The sequence below is a fragment of the Runella zeae DSM 19591 genome, assembly GCF_000423565.1.
Lineage (GTDB): Bacteria > Bacteroidota > Bacteroidia > Cytophagales > Spirosomataceae > Runella > Runella zeae.
This window is the reverse complement of sequence record NZ_KE384037.1, coordinates 112,851-132,285: the sequence shown is the minus strand read 5'-3', so window position 1 is coordinate 132,285 and position 19,435 is coordinate 112,851. Positions and strand designations below refer to the sequence as shown.

10 protein-coding genes and 1 pseudogene are annotated in these 19,435 nt (G+C 45.1%); 10 read left to right on the top strand and 1 reads right to left on the bottom strand.

What is annotated here, in order from left to right:
- Nucleotides 1-229: 229 nt before the first annotated feature.
- The 5 genes from G563_RS35520 to G563_RS0121455 all read left to right on the top strand — a co-directional run bounded on the left by G563_RS35520 (nucleotide 230) and on the right by G563_RS0121455 (nucleotide 8,516).
- Entirely contained in the window at nucleotides 230-1,204 is a 975-nt protein-coding gene (locus G563_RS35520; protein WP_229598545.1) for a hypothetical protein, read from the top strand.
- A 1-nt stretch (nucleotide 1,205) separates the two neighbouring features.
- Complete coding sequence (locus G563_RS0121470; RefSeq protein WP_028667115.1) at nucleotides 1,206-3,008, top strand: FAD-dependent oxidoreductase; 1,803 nt, start codon at nucleotides 1,206-1,208, stop codon at nucleotides 3,006-3,008.
- A 62-nt stretch (nucleotides 3,009-3,070) separates the two neighbouring features.
- Nucleotides 3,071-4,045, top strand: coding sequence for an FAD:protein FMN transferase (locus tag G563_RS0121465; protein WP_051211121.1), 975 nt, complete (start codon nucleotides 3,071-3,073; stop codon nucleotides 4,043-4,045).
- A 2-nt stretch (nucleotides 4,046-4,047) separates the two neighbouring features.
- Nucleotides 4,048-5,973 carry an early set domain-containing protein gene (locus G563_RS0121460; RefSeq protein WP_028667113.1) on the top strand — a complete coding sequence of 642 codons (1,926 nt, stop codon included), beginning with the start codon at nucleotides 4,048-4,050 and terminating at the stop codon, nucleotides 5,971-5,973.
- A 74-nt stretch (nucleotides 5,974-6,047) separates the two neighbouring features.
- Nucleotides 6,048-8,516, top strand: a complete 2,469-nt coding sequence (locus G563_RS0121455) for a prenyltransferase/squalene oxidase repeat-containing protein (protein ID WP_374754536.1) — start codon at nucleotides 6,048-6,050, stop codon at nucleotides 8,514-8,516.
- A gap of 242 nt (nucleotides 8,517-8,758) precedes the next feature.
- Here G563_RS0121455 and G563_RS39250 read toward each other — a convergent pair.
- Nucleotides 8,759-9,122, bottom strand: a pseudogene (locus G563_RS39250) (DUF6934 family protein).
- 77 nt (nucleotides 9,123-9,199) lie between these two features.
- On the opposite strand from G563_RS39250, the gene G563_RS0121440 reads away from it, so the two are divergent.
- The 5 genes from G563_RS0121440 to G563_RS0121420 all read left to right on the top strand — a co-directional run bounded on the left by G563_RS0121440 (nucleotide 9,200) and on the right by G563_RS0121420 (nucleotide 19,432).
- A complete protein-coding gene (locus G563_RS0121440) occupies nucleotides 9,200-10,912 on the top strand; it encodes a sodium:solute symporter family protein (protein ID WP_028667110.1) in 1,713 nt (570 codons plus the stop codon).
- A 157-nt stretch (nucleotides 10,913-11,069) separates the two neighbouring features.
- Entirely contained in the window at nucleotides 11,070-13,079 is a 2,010-nt protein-coding gene (locus tag G563_RS0121435; RefSeq protein ID WP_037327784.1) for a glycoside hydrolase family 2 protein, read from the top strand.
- 57 nt (nucleotides 13,080-13,136) lie between these two features.
- Nucleotides 13,137-15,452, top strand: a complete 2,316-nt coding sequence (locus G563_RS0121430) for an FAD-dependent oxidoreductase (protein ID WP_028667108.1) — start codon at nucleotides 13,137-13,139, stop codon at nucleotides 15,450-15,452.
- Nucleotides 15,453-15,577: 125 nt separating this feature from the next.
- Entirely contained in the window at nucleotides 15,578-16,180 is a 603-nt protein-coding gene (locus G563_RS0121425; RefSeq protein ID WP_037327781.1) for a peptidylprolyl isomerase, read from the top strand.
- Nucleotides 16,181-16,264: 84 nt separating this feature from the next.
- On the top strand, nucleotides 16,265-19,432 hold the full coding sequence (locus G563_RS0121420; RefSeq protein ID WP_037327778.1) for a SusC/RagA family TonB-linked outer membrane protein: 3,168 nt from the start codon (nucleotides 16,265-16,267) through the stop codon (nucleotides 19,430-19,432).
- Nucleotides 19,433-19,435: the final 3 nt, after the last annotated feature.

Here is a 19,435-nt window from a genome sequence, read left to right as displayed (position 1 = left end):
GGTTCCAAACCTTGCCAACGTTTTAAAACTCAAAGCTATAGTGTCAAAATTTAAGCATATCCTATACTATTTTTTACCACTTGGGTTTTTCACAAAAGTTGGTAGGAATACTAGTATTTTATGTGTTTTCTTATCAGTAACCATTTCAGCGTTTTCCCAAATTCCCTTAAATACCAAAGCTTACACCCTTACAATCAATGACTCTACAGAATATACCCTAAAGTTAGCTTTGGATACTGCTGGGCAACCGCAGTATTTCTTTAGCAACATTTTTACGCCCGTTTGTCTTACGGGAGAATGTAAACCTGTTTATATCAACTTTTATTGGGATTTGCTGGGCAACTATACGCGTTTCGATTTGCCCCCAAGAACCGAGTTGACTCGCATGGATCACAAGCCCTTTAAGCCGGATGATTATGAGAAATTACAGACTATTTTGGCAAATACTCACTCCCTTTTAAAAGATGTTTCGATGGAGGATTTGGTGGGCAAAGGCACCGAAAATCTTGCCGATTCGGTAGATGCCAAAGCAGGTGCTACGCTCAAAACTGTGAAGAACGAGGTCATCGACGGCGCGGTTTATACTTGCTATACGCTCTGGCATATTGCCCACGGGAAGGTGGTGGCAGAGATGCAGCGAATCACGGAGACTTTTAAAAGTGAGGAATTGTTGCATCGATTTTTGACCGACCGCAATCATCATTATCAATACTGGGCTATGGAACGCATCATGACTGACGAAGGAAAAGTGACCACGGGTTTTGAGGCTGATATGCAGCAAGTGATTCGAGGGAAAAACATTTTTACGGCTCGTTACGCCTTACAAAAGCTTCACAATCAGTTTTTTGTGGATAAAACACGTCAACGATGGCTTTGGGAAACCTACCAAACGGCTTCTTATCCCTTGCAGATTGCGATTTTGAAAAAAATGACCAGTCTATCATCACTTACGGATGAAACAAAGGAGTTTTTAGCGCAACAGTTGAGCAATGCGAATCAAGAACAAGCGACGCTTTTATTAAAAATACTCACTACGCAATCCACGTTGTCGCAGCAAGCGCAGCGTATATTGGCAGGCCAACTAGCCAGCTCTAATTACGCAAACGACATCTATCCTTTGTTGGTGAAACATTCTCCTAAAAACAAGGAAGTGAAAAAACGAATGACCGAATTTTACGACCTAAACAATCCAACCAAAAAATAATATGAAACCATTTCTCCAAACCCTCTTTTTCCTGCTATTGTCTCTACACTTGATAGCGCAAGAACACATTTTTTTAGAAACAGAATCATTTACCGAAAAAGGCGGCTGGGTAATTGACCAACAATCTTTTGTGGTATTGGGCTCTTCTTATCTGATGGCGCACGGCATGGGCCGCCCCGTTAAAGATGCTTCCACAACGGTTCAGTTTCCCAAAAAAGGAAAATACCGCGTGTGGGTACGCACCAAAGATTGGGCTCCTTTCCCCAAAGGCCCTGGGAAGTTTCAGGTGGTGCTTAATGGAAAGCCTTTAACTCAAGTTTTTGGAGAAAGCGGTTCGGATGTATGGAAATGGTATGCGGGAGGTGAAATCGACATTCAGAACGAAGAAGTGAGTGTCGCTTTGCATGACCTAACAGGCTTTAACGGCCGTTGTGATGCCATTTTGTTTACGAATGCATCGGGTTTTACACCTCCCGAATCCTTGGAAGCCATGAATGCGTTTCGCAAAAAATTGCTCAAACTGACCGACAAACCTGCGGAGGCTGGCAAATTTGATTTGGTTGTCGTGGGAGGTGGAATTGCGGGAACGTGCGCTGCCATTTCGGCTTCTCGGATGGGACTAAAAGTAGCTTTGATTCAAGATCGTCCTGTGCTTGGTGGCAACAATAGTTCAGAAATTAGGGTGCATTTAATGGGAGATGTTGACAAAAACCATTATCCAAAACTAGGGCGCATTGTAAGAGAAATGGACAATGGCGACCCCGGAAATGGTAATCCTGATGCTAAGGAATACGGCGACGCCCGCAAAACGGCGATTGTCAAAGCCGAACGTAATATTTCATTGTTTTTGAATACCCACGTATATCAAGTCGAAAAAGAAGGCGATAAAATTGTGGCGGTGATTGGCCGCGACATCGCGACCAACAAAGAAACGCGTTTTACAGGAACATTTTTTTCTGATTGCACAGGCGACGGTACCATTGGGCATTTGGCGGGAGCCGAATACCGAATGGGGCGTGAGAGCAAAGCTGAAACGGGCGAATCATTGGCCTCCGAAAAGGCAGATGATTTTACATTAGGGACTTCTAATCTTTGGGCGTCGCTCCCGCGTGATAATGAGTCGTCGTTTCCTGAAACCCCTTGGGCAATTCAGTTTTCGGACGAATACCACATTGATGATGCCAAGGCCGATTGGCAGTGGGAAACAGGCTTTGGTAATTTTAACACCATTACGCAGGCCGAGCAAATCCGCGACCATAACCTGCGAGCGATTTATGGCAACTGGTCCTATCTGAAAAAAAACAAAGCCGCCAAATACGCAAAACATGAATTGGCTTGGGTAGCTTACATTGGTGGAAAACGGGAGTCGAGGCGATTGATTGGAGATCACATTCTCAATCAAATGGACATTCAGGAAGGCAAACAATACCCCGATGGGACAGTAACGGCTACATGGACGATTGATTTGCATTTCCCTGATGAGCGCAATAAAAAGTATTTTGAAGGACAAGAGTTTTTTGCCGGGACGAAGCACATCAAAGTAGCCCCCTACACCATTCCTTACCGCTGTTTGTATTCCAAAAACATCAGCAATTTATTTATGGCAGGGCGCAATATTAGTACTACTCACGTGGCTTTTGGAAGTACTCGTGTGATGCGCACTTGCGGAATGATGGGAGAAGTAGTAGGCTTTGCAGCTTACTTGACCAAAAAATTCAATACTACGCCACGCGGCGTTTATCAACAATACCTTCCCGAATTGATGGCTATTATTAAAGACGAAGTTCCTCCTGTAAAGCCTTAGGTTATAGAATTGTTGCACTCTGAGATAAAAGTGCTGCTTTTTAAGGAGTAGAGGAAAAGTTGATGAAAACGACGATACTGATTCTTGGTGGTTGGATAGTAGCCCTTGCTGCTGCCTTTGCAAACGAGCCGATGGTTCTTTTGCAAGGACAGGCGCAGGGCACAACCTACCACATCAAGTATGTTGATGGTCGTCAACGTTCTTTTCAGCGAGAAGTAGATTCATTGTTGGCGGAAATTGATCAATCCCTTTCTCTCTACCGCCCCGATTCGGAGATTTCGACTTTTAATCGTTCTATGTGCTTTCGATTTCGTTTACCCCATTTTTATGCCGTACTCAAAAAATCGGAAGAAATATTTCACCAAACCCAAGGTGCTTTTGACCCTACCGTGATGCCTTTGGTAGAAGCGTATGGGTTTGGGCCTAAAAAAATACCAAAAGGGCAATTTGTAAACAAAGATTCTTTATTGCAATGTGTTGGTTTTCAAAATATTAGATTTGATAAAGTTGAAATTGTAAAGCTAAAATCGGGTGTTCGTTTGGATCTCAATTCCATTGCACAAGGGTACAGTGTAGATCAAGTAGGAGCCTTGTTAGAAATCCAAGGCATTCAACATTACATGGTCGAAATTGGGGGTGAAATTCTTGCTAAAGGACAAAAAAACGACGGGCAGTCATGGGTTATTGGCATCGAAAATCCTTTGTCTCCGACCCAGTTGCAAACAAAAATGAATCTCACCAATCGCGCTATGACTACGGCAGGTAATTATCGGAATCGGTACGAGGCTAACGGGCAATTGTTTAGTCATATCATCAATCCTAAAACGGGTGAAATGGAGCAAAGTGCGATACTCAGTGTAACGGTTTTTGCCAAAGATGCCATGACCGCCGATGGCTACGATACGGCCTTTTTTGTAATGGGATTAGAAAATACCAAACGCTTTCTAAATACCCATCATGACCTTGATGTGTATATTATTTACCGAGACGAAACAGGCAAGTTGAGAACGTATGCAAGCAATGAATTAAAAAATTGATTATGAGAAAAAAGAGAACTCTATATTTATTGTACGTGGTGGGCGGCTTACTAGGTGTAATGTGCCAAACGCCGCTTTTTGCCCAGATTTTGGTTAACCAAGCGGGATACAATCGCGGCGAGGCCAAACGCTTTGTAGGTCTGGGAGCCAAAGACGGTGCGAAATTTAGCATTGTCAACACCACGACCAATCGGGCGGAATTTACGGGAGAACTCATAAATCAAGAAGGGTGGTTTACTTCCTTTGACCCCGTCTCGAAAGATGAATTTAGGGTGGAAGTAGAAGGCTTTACCCCCTCCGTTCCTTTTTGGATTGCTGACCACCTCATCGAAAAACTATCCTCAAAACTAGGCTACGAGTTCTTCATCGACGTGCGTGGCTCAGAAGACCCAATCAATGCCAATTTGCCCAAAGTATATGGCGGAGGCCCTTCGCGCGACGGGGGAGCGTATGGCCTAGAAACAATTTTTGAATGCCTCCAATACGCCTCCAATCCCTCGCTGTACGACCGTTGGAAAACCGAATTTGGGGACAAAAACACGCCCGATTTGATAGATTTGATTTTGTGGCACGCGGAGTTTGCCTATGCCCACGTGGCGTATCAAGGCCCCGTAGGCAACCGCCACGGCTCGTTAGGCTACGAAGGGCAGCGTCGAATGCAGTACGATTACTGGAACCTGCTCGACCAACTCTCGGTGGTCTGTGCCGCTTACCATGATTTTCTGAAACCCTATTTACCCCGCGAAAAATACCTCAAGTACCGACAAGTCTGCAATGAAAAATGGACGCAGTACGACCGCCACAAAGTAGTGCGCTACTGGACGTACAGTAACAAATGGGTGGACGCGGGTTTTCAGGAATTCAACGAAATGGGTAACGCCTACGGTCAGTCGGTCTTTAGTAATTTGTTCATGTATTTGTGCGAAAAAAACGAGCCCGACGGCAAGCCTCAGCAGTACCTGACCTGGGCCCAAGAAAGTGCAAAAGACATTATCCAACACTGGGATTTCAACAATCCCCGCCACATGTGGTGGATTCGGAACGCCGAGCATATTACGCCGCAAGCCTTGGCCTATTTTTTACTGGTAGCGCCCGAACACGCCCCACAAGGCTCGAAAGAGAAATTGCAGGCTTGGGCTACGCACATGCACCAAAAAACCAATAATTTTTGGAAGTACCGCGTCCACAGCGAAACTGAATGGGCGCATCCTAAAACCAAAGAACTGGGCGGTGCTCCTGCTTTGGGCGGGTCGATGTTTGCCGTCGCTTATCTGTTGAATGACCGCCGCTTGCGAGACATTGGTTGGGCACAAGTCGATTTTGTCTTTGGAGTCAATCCCGTAGGAGCGCACTTGAGCAACAAAAGCTCCGAGCGGTTGGCCATCAATGGGTATTGGGAAGGAGTAGAAAAGGGCTGGCCTTCGGCCCATCCCAATGGCTACGGAATGCTGGGCAAAGTACGCGGCACGCTCGACGGTTCACCGCTTGATAAAGATTTCCAGAAATCCGCCAGTACTACTCCAACCAGCAACGACCCCAAAGACTTGATTGGCAAAGACGCCTATGCCACCGAAGGCTGGTGTGTTTCGAACCGTGGCTGGCAAGCGACCCTTACATTTTCGACGCTGGGCAGCCACCGAATAAGAATTTTGGATGCTTCTGGCAAAGAAATTAAGCAAACGAAGGCGGGACAAACGGTGACCATTGAGCTAAAGGCCGCCCTGAACATGGACTGGGATAAAGCCGAAAAAGGAGCCGTAACGCTAAATATAAATGGTAAAAAAAGCACCTCACTAGAGGTAGCCGAAACGGGTGAAAACACGGGGGTTTTTAGAGCGACTTATCAAATCCCGTCCGATTGTCGTTCGTTGCAAGTCGCCTACGGCACGATGGGTTTTGCCCAAAAAGCAGAGGTGATAGTTAAGTAGTAAACCAATTCTGAGTGAAAAAAAATAAGACAATGACGAGCACAAAACGTACATTACTGGCAGTGATTTTCTCAATGGTTTTTGGGGAATTATGGGCGCAGAAGTCGCTGGTTTTAGAAAATGAAGCTGTGAAGATGCGTTGGGAAAACAGCGCAATGGGTTGGCAAATCAAAACATTATCCGTTAAAAAAGGGAGCTCTTGGGTAGCATTAAAAATTCCTTCGGGAGAGAATACGCTACTTTTTAGCGCTGAAAAACCCAAAATGACTCCCGATTCAGTTTTTAAATCTATCACTGGTGAAACATTTCCAGGAGAGGCGTATCATTATCAAACCAAACAGTGGGCCGAAAGTACCAATCCTGTATCCTTAAATACGGCAGGAAAAGCGTTTCATTTTTTCGCGAAAAATGGGAAACAAATCAAAACCAATCAACTCAGTTTTGAAACCGAAAATGAAGTAGCAAAAATCACCACCGAGTGGAATTTTGATCCCCAATTTCCTACCGATATATGGGTCAAACAGACACTAACCCCTAAAACTGCTGGCTATTTTTCGTTGGCTACTCCTACACTTGCTCCTGTGAGTGAGGCCGATATGGCGTGGGTGTCGGTGCCGGGTTATTTTCAGGGAAATTACATTCAGCCCAATTTTGCCTTGGCTTATGCGTATGGTCATGGCGCACCTGCTTTGCCGGTTGTGTATCGAGAGCGTTCGGCTAGTACACTAAGTCCGTTGGTAACGACCAAAAGCGGAATTACGATTTCGCTCATGCCCGACCCAGACCTTTGTCGTGACCCTTGGGAAAAAGACAAAAATACCATGCACGCTTGGAACGTGGGGCTATCGCACAAAAACCGTAAGTCTCAAATTACGCCTACACTCTATTTTCCAGTATTGGGTGAGCCAAAATCTGAACTGAAAGCGGGCGAGACCGTGAGCTATTCTTTTCGTTATAGTTTGATAGCCGGCGATTGGTTCAAGGCCATTAATCATGCGGTTTATGATATTTTTCAACTAAAACAAAGTCTTGCACTTCGCCAAAGCAAGCAGTCGCTCACCGACCGTATCCAGAAAATGCACCATTATTTGACTGACCCCAAAACGTCGCTTTGGAATATTGAAGAATACAAGGGCTTGAAAATTGGAGCTCAGTCGTATTTGGGTGGCGTGATAGGTTCAAACAAAGATGCCATGAAAAACTCTGATTATGGCGCGATGTGGATGCTCGCCAATGCCACCCAAGACACTCTACTCACCAAAAAGGTACTGCCTTATGCCTTGAATTTCAAGATAGTACAGCAGATTACGGACGAAGGTTTTTTTAAAGGTGCCTTAGCGGGACAATATTATTTGGCAAAATCAAAACGATTTACGGAGGAGTGGGGAGAGGTAGTCGAGCCCATCGCCGTTACTTACTATACGATGTTGGATTTAGGAAATATTCTACTTTTTGAACCTAACAATACCTCCTTACGTAATTTGCTGAGTAGTGGTGCTGAGTGGTTGCTCAAAAATCAAAAGTCAGATGGTAGCTGGGCCGTGGCTTACGATCGGAAAAATGAGCAAGAAATCTTCCGTGACATCAAAGATGTTCGGCCTACTTTTTATGGGTTGTTGGTAGCGTATCGGATTCTCAAAGACTCTAAATATTTGGTGGCGGCGCAGAAAGGAGCCGATTGGTTTGTGAAAAACGCCGTCGAAACAGGTGGTTTTTTAGGGGTATGTGGCGATGCTCGCTATGCCCCCGATTTTGCCACGGCGCAGTCGGCTCAGGCGCTGTTGGATTTGTACGATTTTACTCAAAAAGAGAAATACAAAAATGCGGCTATTACTGCTGCAAAAGTATACACAACCTCTATATACACTCACCCCATCCCAAATCGTAACCCCAAAACCGTCAACGGTAGCCCTCGTGAGGATTGGGAGATTGCCCAAGCAGGTCTTAGTTTTGAACACGGTGGCATTTTTGGGTCTTCCAATTCCCAAGGGCCTATTCAGTTGGCGAGTCATGCGGGATTGTTTTTACGAATGTTTCAGCTTACGAAAGAACCCATTTTCGCCGACTTGGCACGGGCAGGAGTTTGGGGGCGTGATGCCTTTGTGGATGCTAAAACAAGCGTAGCATCCTACTATTGGCAAGCCATGAATCGTGGCGCAGGGCCTTATCCACACCACGCTTGGTGGCAGATTGGCTGGATTACGGATTATCTGATGTCGGAAGCAGAGGTTCGTTCCAATGGCCAAGTGAAATTCCCTCGTGGGTTTGTGACGCCTAAAGTAGGCCCTCACCAAAGTTATGGATTTGAAGCGGGTCTTATCAACGGTACCAAGGCCAAACTCATCGTTGACGAAAACCTCGTTAAAATCGACAATCCGACCATTGATTACCTCTTGGCAGAATCGGAGCAGAAAGATAAGCTATTTGTGATTTTGTTGAATAACCGTTCGCAAGCAACTGATTTTCAAGTCACTATCAACGGTAAGTCCTACAAAAAGCAATTGGCGGGAGCTGGATTTGACGTAATGACGGTAGCGAAGTGATTAGGGTTTTACTCCTTCTTTAAAGGAAGAGGTATCTTTTTAAGTATTTCGTTCGCCTTTTCTAGTTTAGGCGCCGTTGCCACTTTAAGAGCTTGATGGATTCTTTCCCACTCTTTCTCGTCGAGTACTGTCTTAGTTGTTTTCATAAAGGACTAATTTAAAATGGAATATCAGATTTTATTTTCTATTTATCAAAAAAGCATCAAAGTTTTTATTGGGATCAAATGGTAACCATGAGTCATTTAAAAGCCCCAAACCTCGAATTGCGCTAGAATTACACTTAATGAGTGATTGATTGCCATACGATACAAACGATTCCGAACTGCTGAACTTCCAAAGAAAAGTATTCTACAATGAGGATGTTTATCGGTAAAATGGATAAATAGTTGCTAAAACTTTTTGAGTATCTCCATTCGCTGAAATCACGGAGAAGTTCATTTTACCTGAGATCGGATGTATATCGCATAAAGACAGGTTGTAAGAGTTGTCGATCTCAGTGGCTTCAAATACGATTGCCTTTTGGATAAAACCTTTTACCCCAATACTTTCAAAAAGGTAAATAGCGTGGGTAATATCGGTTTGAAAGGAGTAAAAAGGTACGTTCATAAATTATCTTACAGTAAAAGACATTGTTCAAAACTCAATAACCAATCCATTTTCTACATTTAACTCCCTTTAGACGCTTGAACTCACTGATTGATACCGCCGTCATCTTTATTTTCTCCGCCTTTGTGCTGGGGATTGGGATGCTGTTTGCCCGCACGGGGCGCAACCTCAAATCGTTTTTTGCGGGGGGAGAAGCCGTGCCTTGGTTCATTGGTGGACTGTCGCTATTCATGTCCTTTTTCTCCGCGGGCACGTTTGTGGCGTGGGGCTCTATCGCTTACAAACATGGCTGGGTGGCCGTGACTATTCAATGGACGATGTGCATAGGGGCTATTGTCACGGGGCTGTTTTTATCTCCTCGCTGGCGGGCTACTGGCAACCTCACCGCGGCAGAGTTTATCCGTGAACGCCTCGGCGAACGCGTTCAGAAGACCTACATCGGTATTTTTACCTTGGTGTCGGTATTTATCAAAGGCTCAGTCTTGTACCCCGTGGCCAAGCTGGTAAGTGTTTCACTGGGATTTCCTTTGGTTGAATCTACCATTGTATTGGGAATATTTATGATTGCTTACACAGCCGTCGGCGGACTTTGGGCAGTCATGGTAACCGATATTTTACAGTTTGTGATTTTGACGGCGGCAGTGTTTATTTTACTCCCTTTGTCGCTCAATAAAGTCGGTGGTTTTGACACTTTTACCCAACAAGTCCCCGACGACTTTTTCAACCTTCTCCACGGCGAATACACCTTTGGTTTTGTGATGGCTTTTGTGTTCTATCATATTGCCTACATTGGCGGTAATTGGACATTTGTGCAGCGTTACACCAGCGTCGATAGCCCCAAGTCGGCCCGTAAAGTAGCGTTTCTTTTTGCCGCGCTGTATTTAGTTAGTCCCATGATTTGGATGCTTCCCCCCATGATTTATCGGGCACTGAACCCCAGTTTAGAAGGATTGGACACCGAAAATGCCTACTTACTGATTTGCAAGGCCGTGCTGCCCCCTGGCTTGCTCGGGTTGATGCTTACGGGAATGTATTTTTCAACTTCGGCCAGTGCCAATACCACATTAAACGTCGTCTCTGCGGTTTTTACCAATGATATTTACAAAGGTTTTATCAATCCAAAAGCCTCTGATCAACAGCTGATTAAAGTAGCAAGGCTGTCGTCGTGGGGATTTGGGCTGGGCATGATTGTGATTGCCTTGCTGGTACCTGCGGCGGGCGGAATTGTGGAAGTGGTACTGAGTATTTCGGCTATTTCGGGGGGGCCATTATTAGCTCCGCCGCTTTGGGCGCTGTTTTCAAAACGTATCAATGGCAAAACTACTTTCTGGATTACGATTGTTGGTTTGACGGTCAATCTGTTTTTTAAAGTGCTGTCACCGTGGCTATTAGACTTTAAACTAAGCCGTGCCGTCGAAACTATCGTGGGCATTGGCCTGCCGTTGATGTTGCTTTTGGCTTACGAATTATATGCTCGTTCAAAAGGGCTCGTAGCCGAAGAATACGAATCATATCTGATCTCCAAAGCGACACGTAAGGCAGAAAAACTCGCTGAAACGGAAGAAGAAGCGACCGAAATCAAACGCCAAAACCGCTTTGGGATGAGGGTGATTGCGGGAGCATTGGTGTTTGTAGCGATAGTACTGCTAGGCTTAAGCGCCTTTGCTACCTCCGGCGGTTGGGTTACGGCAGGAATTGCGGTTGTAGTTCTTTTAGGAGCCATTATTCCGTGGCAAGCGGCAAAAAAAATCCAGTTGAGTAAAGAAGAGGTACTGACGGGTCAGGGCTAAAGCCCTAATATTGGGTTACTTCGCCTCTGCCACGACCTAAAGGACGTGGTTAGAAAAATCGGGAGGTATTCCTCTGCCCTTCACGGCTTTGGCCTGGGGGGATACAAATGAACGAAAATGAATGGGCTTTAGCCCTGACAACCAACACATATCACACATGAAGCTAACAAGTTTATTTTTTTTATTGTCCTTCTCTGCTTTGGCTCAATTCTCAATCCGCCAAACCGACGCTATTCCTTTGCACGGCCAATGGGCTTTTGCGATGGATACGCGCGAAATGGGAGCAATGCGCGGATGGTTTAAGGAAGATTATAATGTAAGTGGTTGGGATAAGGTCACGGTGCCGCATTGTTTTTCAGTGGACCCTCGCTATCAATTTTATACGGGCACAGTGTGGTATCGACGTACTTTCCCGTGGCAAGTTGCATCAGGTAAACGTGTGATTTTACACTTTGATGCATCTTATTATCTAACTTCTATATGGCTCAACAACCAAAAAGTGGGAACCCACGAAGGTGGCTATACGCCGTTTCATTTTGATATAACGGATTATTTAAAAGCGGGAGAGAATGTGTTGGCGATATCGGTCAATAATGATACATGGCAAACAGGAACTATTCCAGGTTCTAAAGATTATGGCAATGCCAACGATGCCTTCCCTGGCTGGATTAATTATGGTGGGCTGATTCGTCCCTTGTATTTGACAGTAGAGCCAGAGGTTTACCTGGAAAATATAAAAGTAGAGTCCACACCTGATTTGGCGAAAGGCACTGCCACCGTGAAGGTTAAAGCACGCGTGCGTAATGCTTCCAAGCAAACCACGTCTCCTAAATTGACGACGGTGATTTGGTGGGAAAATCAGCCTTTAAAATTGACTTGGAAAAACACCACAGCTGCTGTATCGGCAGGCCAAACGGCGATTTTAGAAGCCGAGACTTCATTGAAATCTACCGAAACAAAACTATGGAATTTGGATGAACCTAATCTATACAAACTCCAAGCAACAGTCAATGGCGATACCCTTTCGACGAATTTTGGAATACGTAAAGTGGAGGTTCAGAATGCAAAACTCCTGCTCAATGGGCAGCCATTACGCTTAGCGGGTGGAAATCGGGTAGTAGATTATCCCGGTTTAGGGTCATTGGAACCCGACTGGTTGATTGAAAAAGATTTTCGCCTGATGAAAGAAGCGGGGATGGAATTTCATCGACTTACCCATTACACCCCTAGCGAAGCATTTTACGACTTAGCAGATCGTTACGGCATGCTTATCATCACCGAAGCGGGCAATTGGCAGCTTACGCCTCGTCAAATGGACAATGATACCATTCGGACTAAGTTTCAGCATCAGTTTAGAGAAATGGTCGAGCGCGACTGGAATCACCCAAGTGTAATAGCGTATAGTGTAGGTAACGAATATTTGTCAGAAACGCCTTCAGGACAGCGCTGGACCAAAGATATGATGGTATATGGTCGTACCCTTGATGCTACCCGCCTGTATACATTTGCGACGATGCGTCTCAATATTCTGCCTGCCAAGCCCGAAGACGAAGCCACCCAATACTGTGATTTTGTATCGACCAATACCTACGGAAACCATGCCAAAGCATTTGACCATATCCACGCTTTGTATCCCGACAAGCCTATTTTAGTAAGCGAATGGGGGCTGCGCGCCGATACGCCCACGGGCGAAGCAGGTCAAGTAAGTCATTTGGAAAATGTCATGGCCGAGATTCGCAAACGTCCGTACATCGTGGGTGCTTCGTGGTGGTCGTTCAACGATTATCAAAGTCGGCACGTAGGTACCAACCCTAACGGCTATCGTCCGTGGGGATTGGTAGGGCCTGAACGCAACAAACGCCCACTTTACGGCGCACATCGCCGCGAAATGTCGTCCGTAACTTTAGAGAAAGTAGGGTTTGAAGTAGGGTCTCAGGGGATTCATCAATTAAGAGTAAGAGTAAAAGTGAGAAGTGATTTTCCGGCTTATGCTATCAAGAAATATCGCCTAAAAAGCGGCGACAACACTTGGGCTATTCCTGATTTAGAGCCAGGCCAAAGCGTAGAAATCAACTTACCCGTTAGGGGATTTGAAAAAAACGCGGAGTTAGAGATTCTAAAACCCACTGGTTTTTCGGTCTTGACCCAGCAGTTTGATTTGAAATAGTGATAAATACTTGTCATAAAGCAGGACGATTAGAAAGAATCTTTTTGAAAAAATACAATGATTAAAGGAGAAGTGACAGAAAAAAGAGCCCCCAAAAATGTGTTTTATACTTCTGATTTGGTGGTCGTAGGTGGCGGATTGGCGGGCCTTTGCGGAGCAATTACGGCAGCAAGAGCAGGCATCAAAGTGGTATTAGTTACCGACCGTCCTGTATTGGGGGGCAACTCTTCGAGCGAAGTGCGGCTGTGGGTGCTAGGTGCCACCTCCCACATGGGCAACAACAACCGTTGGGCGCGTGAAGGGGGAGTGATTGACGAATTGTTGGTCGAAAATATGTACCGCAACCCCGACAGCAACCCGCTGATTTTTGATACGATTTTATTAGAAAAAGTGGTGAGTGAGCCGAACATCACCCTTTTGCTCAATACCTCGGTCTATGATTTGGAGAAATCTGAAGCCGATACCATCGCAAAAGTATATGCTTTTTGTTCGCAAAATTCCACCCAATACGAACTAGTGGCACCTTTGTTTTGTGATGCTTCGGGCGATGGTATCGTAGGTTTTTTGGCAGGGGCGGCTTTTAGGATGGGCGCTGAATCGAAAGAAGAATTTGGGGAGAAATTCGCTCCTGCCAAAGAGTATGGAGAGTTGTTGGGGCATAGTCTTTATTTTTATTCCAAAGATGTAGGCAAACCCATAAAGTTTGTAGCTCCAAGTTTTGCGCATGATGTCACCCAAAAAGTGCCTAAGTTTAGGTCATTCAATACCAACGAATTTGGCTGTAGGCTTTGGTGGATTGAGTATGGGGGGCGATTAGATACTGTTCACGATACAGAAGCCATTAAATGGGAATTGTGGAAAGTAGTGTATGGAGTGTGGAATTATATCAAAAATTCGGGAAATTTTCCCGAGGCCGAAACCCTGACTTTGGAATGGGTGGGGCATATTCCAGGCAAGCGCGAAAGTCGGCGGTTTGAGGGAGATTATATGTTGATTCAGCAGGATGTCGTAGAGCAACGCGCGCATTATGATGATGTAGCTTTTGGTGGATGGTCTATTGATCTGCATCCCGCTGATGGTGTCTTTTCAGAAATCGGGCAATCGAGCTGCAATCAATGGCACAGCAAAGGGATTTATGGCATTCCGTATCGGTGTTTTTATTCAAAAAATGTCAACAATCTTTTCATTGCAGGGCGTATCATTTCGGCGAGCCACGTAGCTTTTGGCTCATCGCGTGTGATGGCCACGAGCGCCCACGGAGGGCAAGCCGTAGGAATGGCCGCCAAGCTGTGCATCGAAAAAGGGCTTCTCCCAAGGCAGTTGTCCGAAAAAGAGCACATTGTTGCTTTACAAAAAGAACTCCTCAAAACGGGGCAGCATATTCCAAATTTGCGTTTGGAAGACGACCAAGATTTGGTTCAAAAAGCAGAGATTAGCGCAAGTAGTGAGCTTGTTTTAGAAGAGCTGATGCCGTCGGGGGAGCCGCAACCGATGGAGTTTTCGGTAGCTCAAATGTTTCCTCTCGCTGCGGAGGCTCTCCAAAATCCTTTTAAAGTAATTTTTCATCCTTATGCCGATGAGTCTACCGACCTACAAATAGAACTTCGGGTATCGAGTAAAACGGACAATCATACGCCCGATGTGGTACTTGAAATACAAACGATTTCCTTACAAAAAGGGCGTAATTGTATCCATTTGGTTTTTGATTTGTCAAAACACGCACTTGTTACAGGTGCTACTCCAAGCTATGCTTTTTTGACAATACACAAGAATGAAAAGGTAAAGCTCCAGTATTCAAACCAACGAATTACGGGGCTATTGTCTGTTTTTAATCTTGTTAACAAAGCAGTTTCTAATTATGGCAAACAAGCCCCTATCGACGATATTGGCGTTGATACCTTTGAGTTTTGGTGTCCGCAGCGCCGTCCGGCTGGTAAAAATCTAGCTCTCAAATTCGAGCCTTCACTAGCAGTATTTGGTGCTCAAGAAGTACGCAATGGTCTTCAGCGACCCACTCATCGCCCCAACGCTTGGGTGGCAGATTATGAGGATACGCAGCCCCAACTAACGCTACAATGGTCAGAACCGCAGTCCATCAAAAAAATAGTTTTGCACTTTGATACTGACTTTGACCATCCGATGGAAACCGTACTCATGTCACATCCCGAAAATGAGATGCCTTTTTGCGTAAAAACCGTAAAAATTCTCAACGACCAGCAGCAAATGATTGCCGAAATCAAGGATAATCACCAGAGTCAGCGCATTATCATTTTTGAGCATACCATCACGACGCAATCCCTTACGATTGTTTTGGCTCATCCTTCGGTACATGTGCCTGCCTCCTTGTTTGAAGTAAGGTGCTATGAAGCATAGTTTGTAAAATATTTGCATTATTTCAAATACATTTTTAAATTTTTGGAGTTTTAGCGGTAAGTGCTTGACTTAATGTTAATTAAATGTTACATTGGTCAAGCATTCAGCCGCTATAAAAACTTCATATGAAAAACACTTTACTCGCAGTATGCTTTTTGGTAGCAATTACATTCGTTTCATTTGCTCAAAAAGTTAAGATTAGTACTACAAAAGGCAACATCATCGTGGAGTTATATGCTGAAAAAGCACCTCTGACGGTGGCCAATTTTTTACGCTATGTAGATGAAAAACGCTACGACGGCGCAAAGTTTTATCGGGTGGTAAGGATGGATAATCAGGCCACTAGCCCAGTAAAAATAGAAGTGATTCAAGGGGGACTTCAAAATGATTCTACCAAAATGCTGCCCCCAATTCCCCAAGAAACTACTAACAAAACGGGCATTTTGCACGTAGATGGCGCGATTTCGATGGCGCGAGGTAAGCCAGAAAGTGGAGCTTCCGAGTTTTTTATTTGTATCAATGCCCAGCCCGAACTTGATTTTGGAGGAAAACGAAATCCAGACGGGCAAGGTTTTGCTGCTTTTGGCAAAGTCATCAAAGGAATGGAGGTAGTCAAAAAGATTCAGCAAGGAGTCACCGGCCAAGACGGCCCCACCAATGCCTATTCAAACCCCATGCAACTCCTCAAAGAGCCTGTCATTATTAAATCGGCACGGCGCGTAAAATAGTCTTTATTTATCCTAGTACCCCGACTTATCCCCCATTATTAGGATACTATTTTCTTTCACTAACAAACAAACATCAAATTTTTTATGAAAAGACTGTTACTTTTCTTAGTAGCACTTGGTATGTCCTTGCTAGGCTGGGGTCAATCAAGGACGATTTCGGGTAAGGTTACCTCTCCCGAAAATGAGGCCGTGCCGGGGGTAAATGTGTTGCTCAAAGGAAGCAATGTAGGGACAGCCACCAAAGTGGATGGAACGTATCAAATTACGGTACCTGATAAAGCTGGAACGTTGGTGTTTTCGTTTATTGGCTACAAAACTGCCGAAGTAGAAATTGGAAACAAGACAACCCTGAACATTCAGCTTGAAGCTGATTTGGTAAACCTCAATGAAGTGGTAGTGACGGCCAACGCCATCGTACGGGAAAAGAAAGAACTTGGTTATGCGGTATCGACGATTGGAGGTTCGGAACTCGTCAAAGCACGTGACCCAAACTTACTCAACTCCATGGCAGGGCGTATTGCGGGGGTTCGGATTTCGCAACAATCAGGCACCGTAGGTGGCTCAAGTCGGGTCATGATTCGGGGTGCCAACTCGATTTCAAGTTCTAGTGAGCCTTTGTTTGTGGTGGATGGGATGCCGATTTCAAACTCTTCATTCAACAATTCAGAAACTGACATCGTAACGGGTGGCGTTGACGTCGGAAACCGTGCTGGAGACCTTAACCCCGACGATATCGAAACCATGACCGTACTGAAAGGTGCTGCCGCATCAGCTTTGTATGGTTCGAGAGCGCGGAATGGTGTGATTGTGATTACCACAAAAAGAGGTAAAGAAGGGGCAAAAAAAATGAACGTGACCGTCAACTCTTCGTATCGTACCGATAATGTTTTGCGCGTCCCTGAGTTACAAACCGAGTACGCCCAAGGTAACTTAGGCGTCTATAATCCCCAACTAGGAAACGGCTGGGGACCTAAGATTTCGAGTATTACGGGGCCTGTTAGAGACTATAAAGGTGAAACTGTTCAAAGCCTGCAAGCTTATCCACAAAATTGGAAAAACTTCTTTGTAACAGGGCATACGATGATTAACAGCGTGTCGCTTGACGGTGCCACTGAGCAAGGCGACTACCGGATTGGTTATACAAATCTTCGCCAAACGGGTACAGTGCCAGGGTCGGAACTCAACCGAAATACCTTTGCTATCAATGCTGGTAAGAAAATTACGGATAAACTTACTTCAAGGGCTTGGGTAAACTACGTGCGTACCACCAGCGACGGGCGACCCCAACAAGGTTCAAATACCACCAACATCATCGCTACGATTTTGGCAGGGCTACCCGTAACGGTAGATATTAATGAGCTGAAAAACAATCTTTTTGCTCCCGCTACTCAGGCTGTTCCGGCAGGATGGACGGGCGACTTGGCACGGTCTATTGACCTCAATGGTGTACAAAATAATCCTTATTTTGTAACTACGTTCAATCGTTTCTCTAACTCAGTAGATAGAGTCTATGGTGGAACGAGCCTCAGCTACGACGTAGCTCCTTGGTTCAATGTAACGGGGCGTGTCGGTACCGATTTTTTTACCGAAAATCGCCGTTCTGTAACCCGCAAAGGTACACGGGGGCGCTTGAATGGTCAATTTGAAACCAATGACATTTTTGAACGCGAGCTACAGACTGATATCTTGGGAACAGTTTCTCGTAAAATAACCGATAGCTGGTCTTTCAAAGGAATCGTAGGGCATCAGTTCAATCAGCGTACCATTCGTCGGTCGCGGTTGTTGTCTGAAGGGCTTAATATTGACCAACTTTACACTTTTGCTAATGCACAATCTAATGTACCTTCCAATTTCTTTAGTCGACGTGAAATCTTTGGGGTATATGGTGACTTCAGTTTTGACTACAAAAATTATTTGTTCTTAAACGTAACAGGTCGAAACGATTGGTCTTCTACGCTACCTGTCAACAACAACTCTTATTTTTATCCATCGGCTAGTGTTTCGTTTGTGTTGACCGAGGCTTTCCCTAATTTGGGGATTGTCAAAAACGACATATTGAGTTATGCCAAGCTCCGCGCCAACTACGCCAATGTAGGTTCGGACGAAGACCCTTATCAGTTGTCATTTACGTATAATCCGCTAACACAAGCAAGCGACATTTATACTTTCAATATCTTGTATCCTATTGGAGGCGCTTCGGCATTTGGAGCGACCAACATCTTGCCTCCTACCAATCTCAAACCTCAGCAACAAACCTCTTATGAATTTGGGGCAGAATTGAAGTTTTTGGGAGGACGCATTGGGTTGGATATGACTTATTACAAAACCCTTAATTACGACCAGATTATTTCGATTGCGGTTCCGCAAACTACGGGTTACTCTGCGCGTCGGCTCAACGTGGGCGAAATCTCGAACCGAGGTCTCGAAGCCATGCTAACCGTAACCCCGCTCAAAACCCGTTCGGGATTGCGCTGGGATGCGGCCTTCAATTTCAATCGTAATATCAACCGTGTGGAGTCTTTAGCGCCTGGTCTTTCAGAATTTATCACTACCTCAGGGGATGGATTTGGGATATTTATCGTAGCGCGTCCGGGAGAGACTTTTAGTATTCAAGGCGTAGGATGGCTGAGAGATCCTCAAGGAAATATCATCATCAATCCTACTACAGGCTTGCGTACGCCAGGGCCACGTAAAGTGTTGGGGTCGATTTATCCCGATTGGACATTGGGTATCAACAACTCTTTTTCTTATAAAGGGATTGATTTTAACTTCTTGATAGATGTACGCAAAGGCGGCGTGATTAACTCCCAAACGGTGAGTATCGTAAGAGGAAGCGGATTGGCTGCCGAAACGGCGGTCAATAATCGCACGCCTTTTGTGGACCCCGGCGTAATTCGTAATGCCGACGGAAGTTTTAGTCCGAATACCACTCCCGTGGCGAGCGTACAACAGTATTGGAGTCAGTTAGACAATTCCGTAAGTCCCGAAAACAACGTGTTTGACGGCTCTTATACCAAGCTACGCGAAGTGAGAGTTGCCTACAATTTGCCCAAATCTTGGATTAGCAAGACTCCTTTTGGAAATATTTCATTGGGAGTGGAAGGTCGTAATTTGTGGATTATCAGTTCTAAAGTACCACATATTGACCCCGAAGCAAACGTCTTAGGAACAGGACTCATCGGAGAAGGCTTAGAAAGGGGCAGTATTCCGAGTAGCCGTACCATAGGAGGCAATTTAAGATTCACATTCTAACAT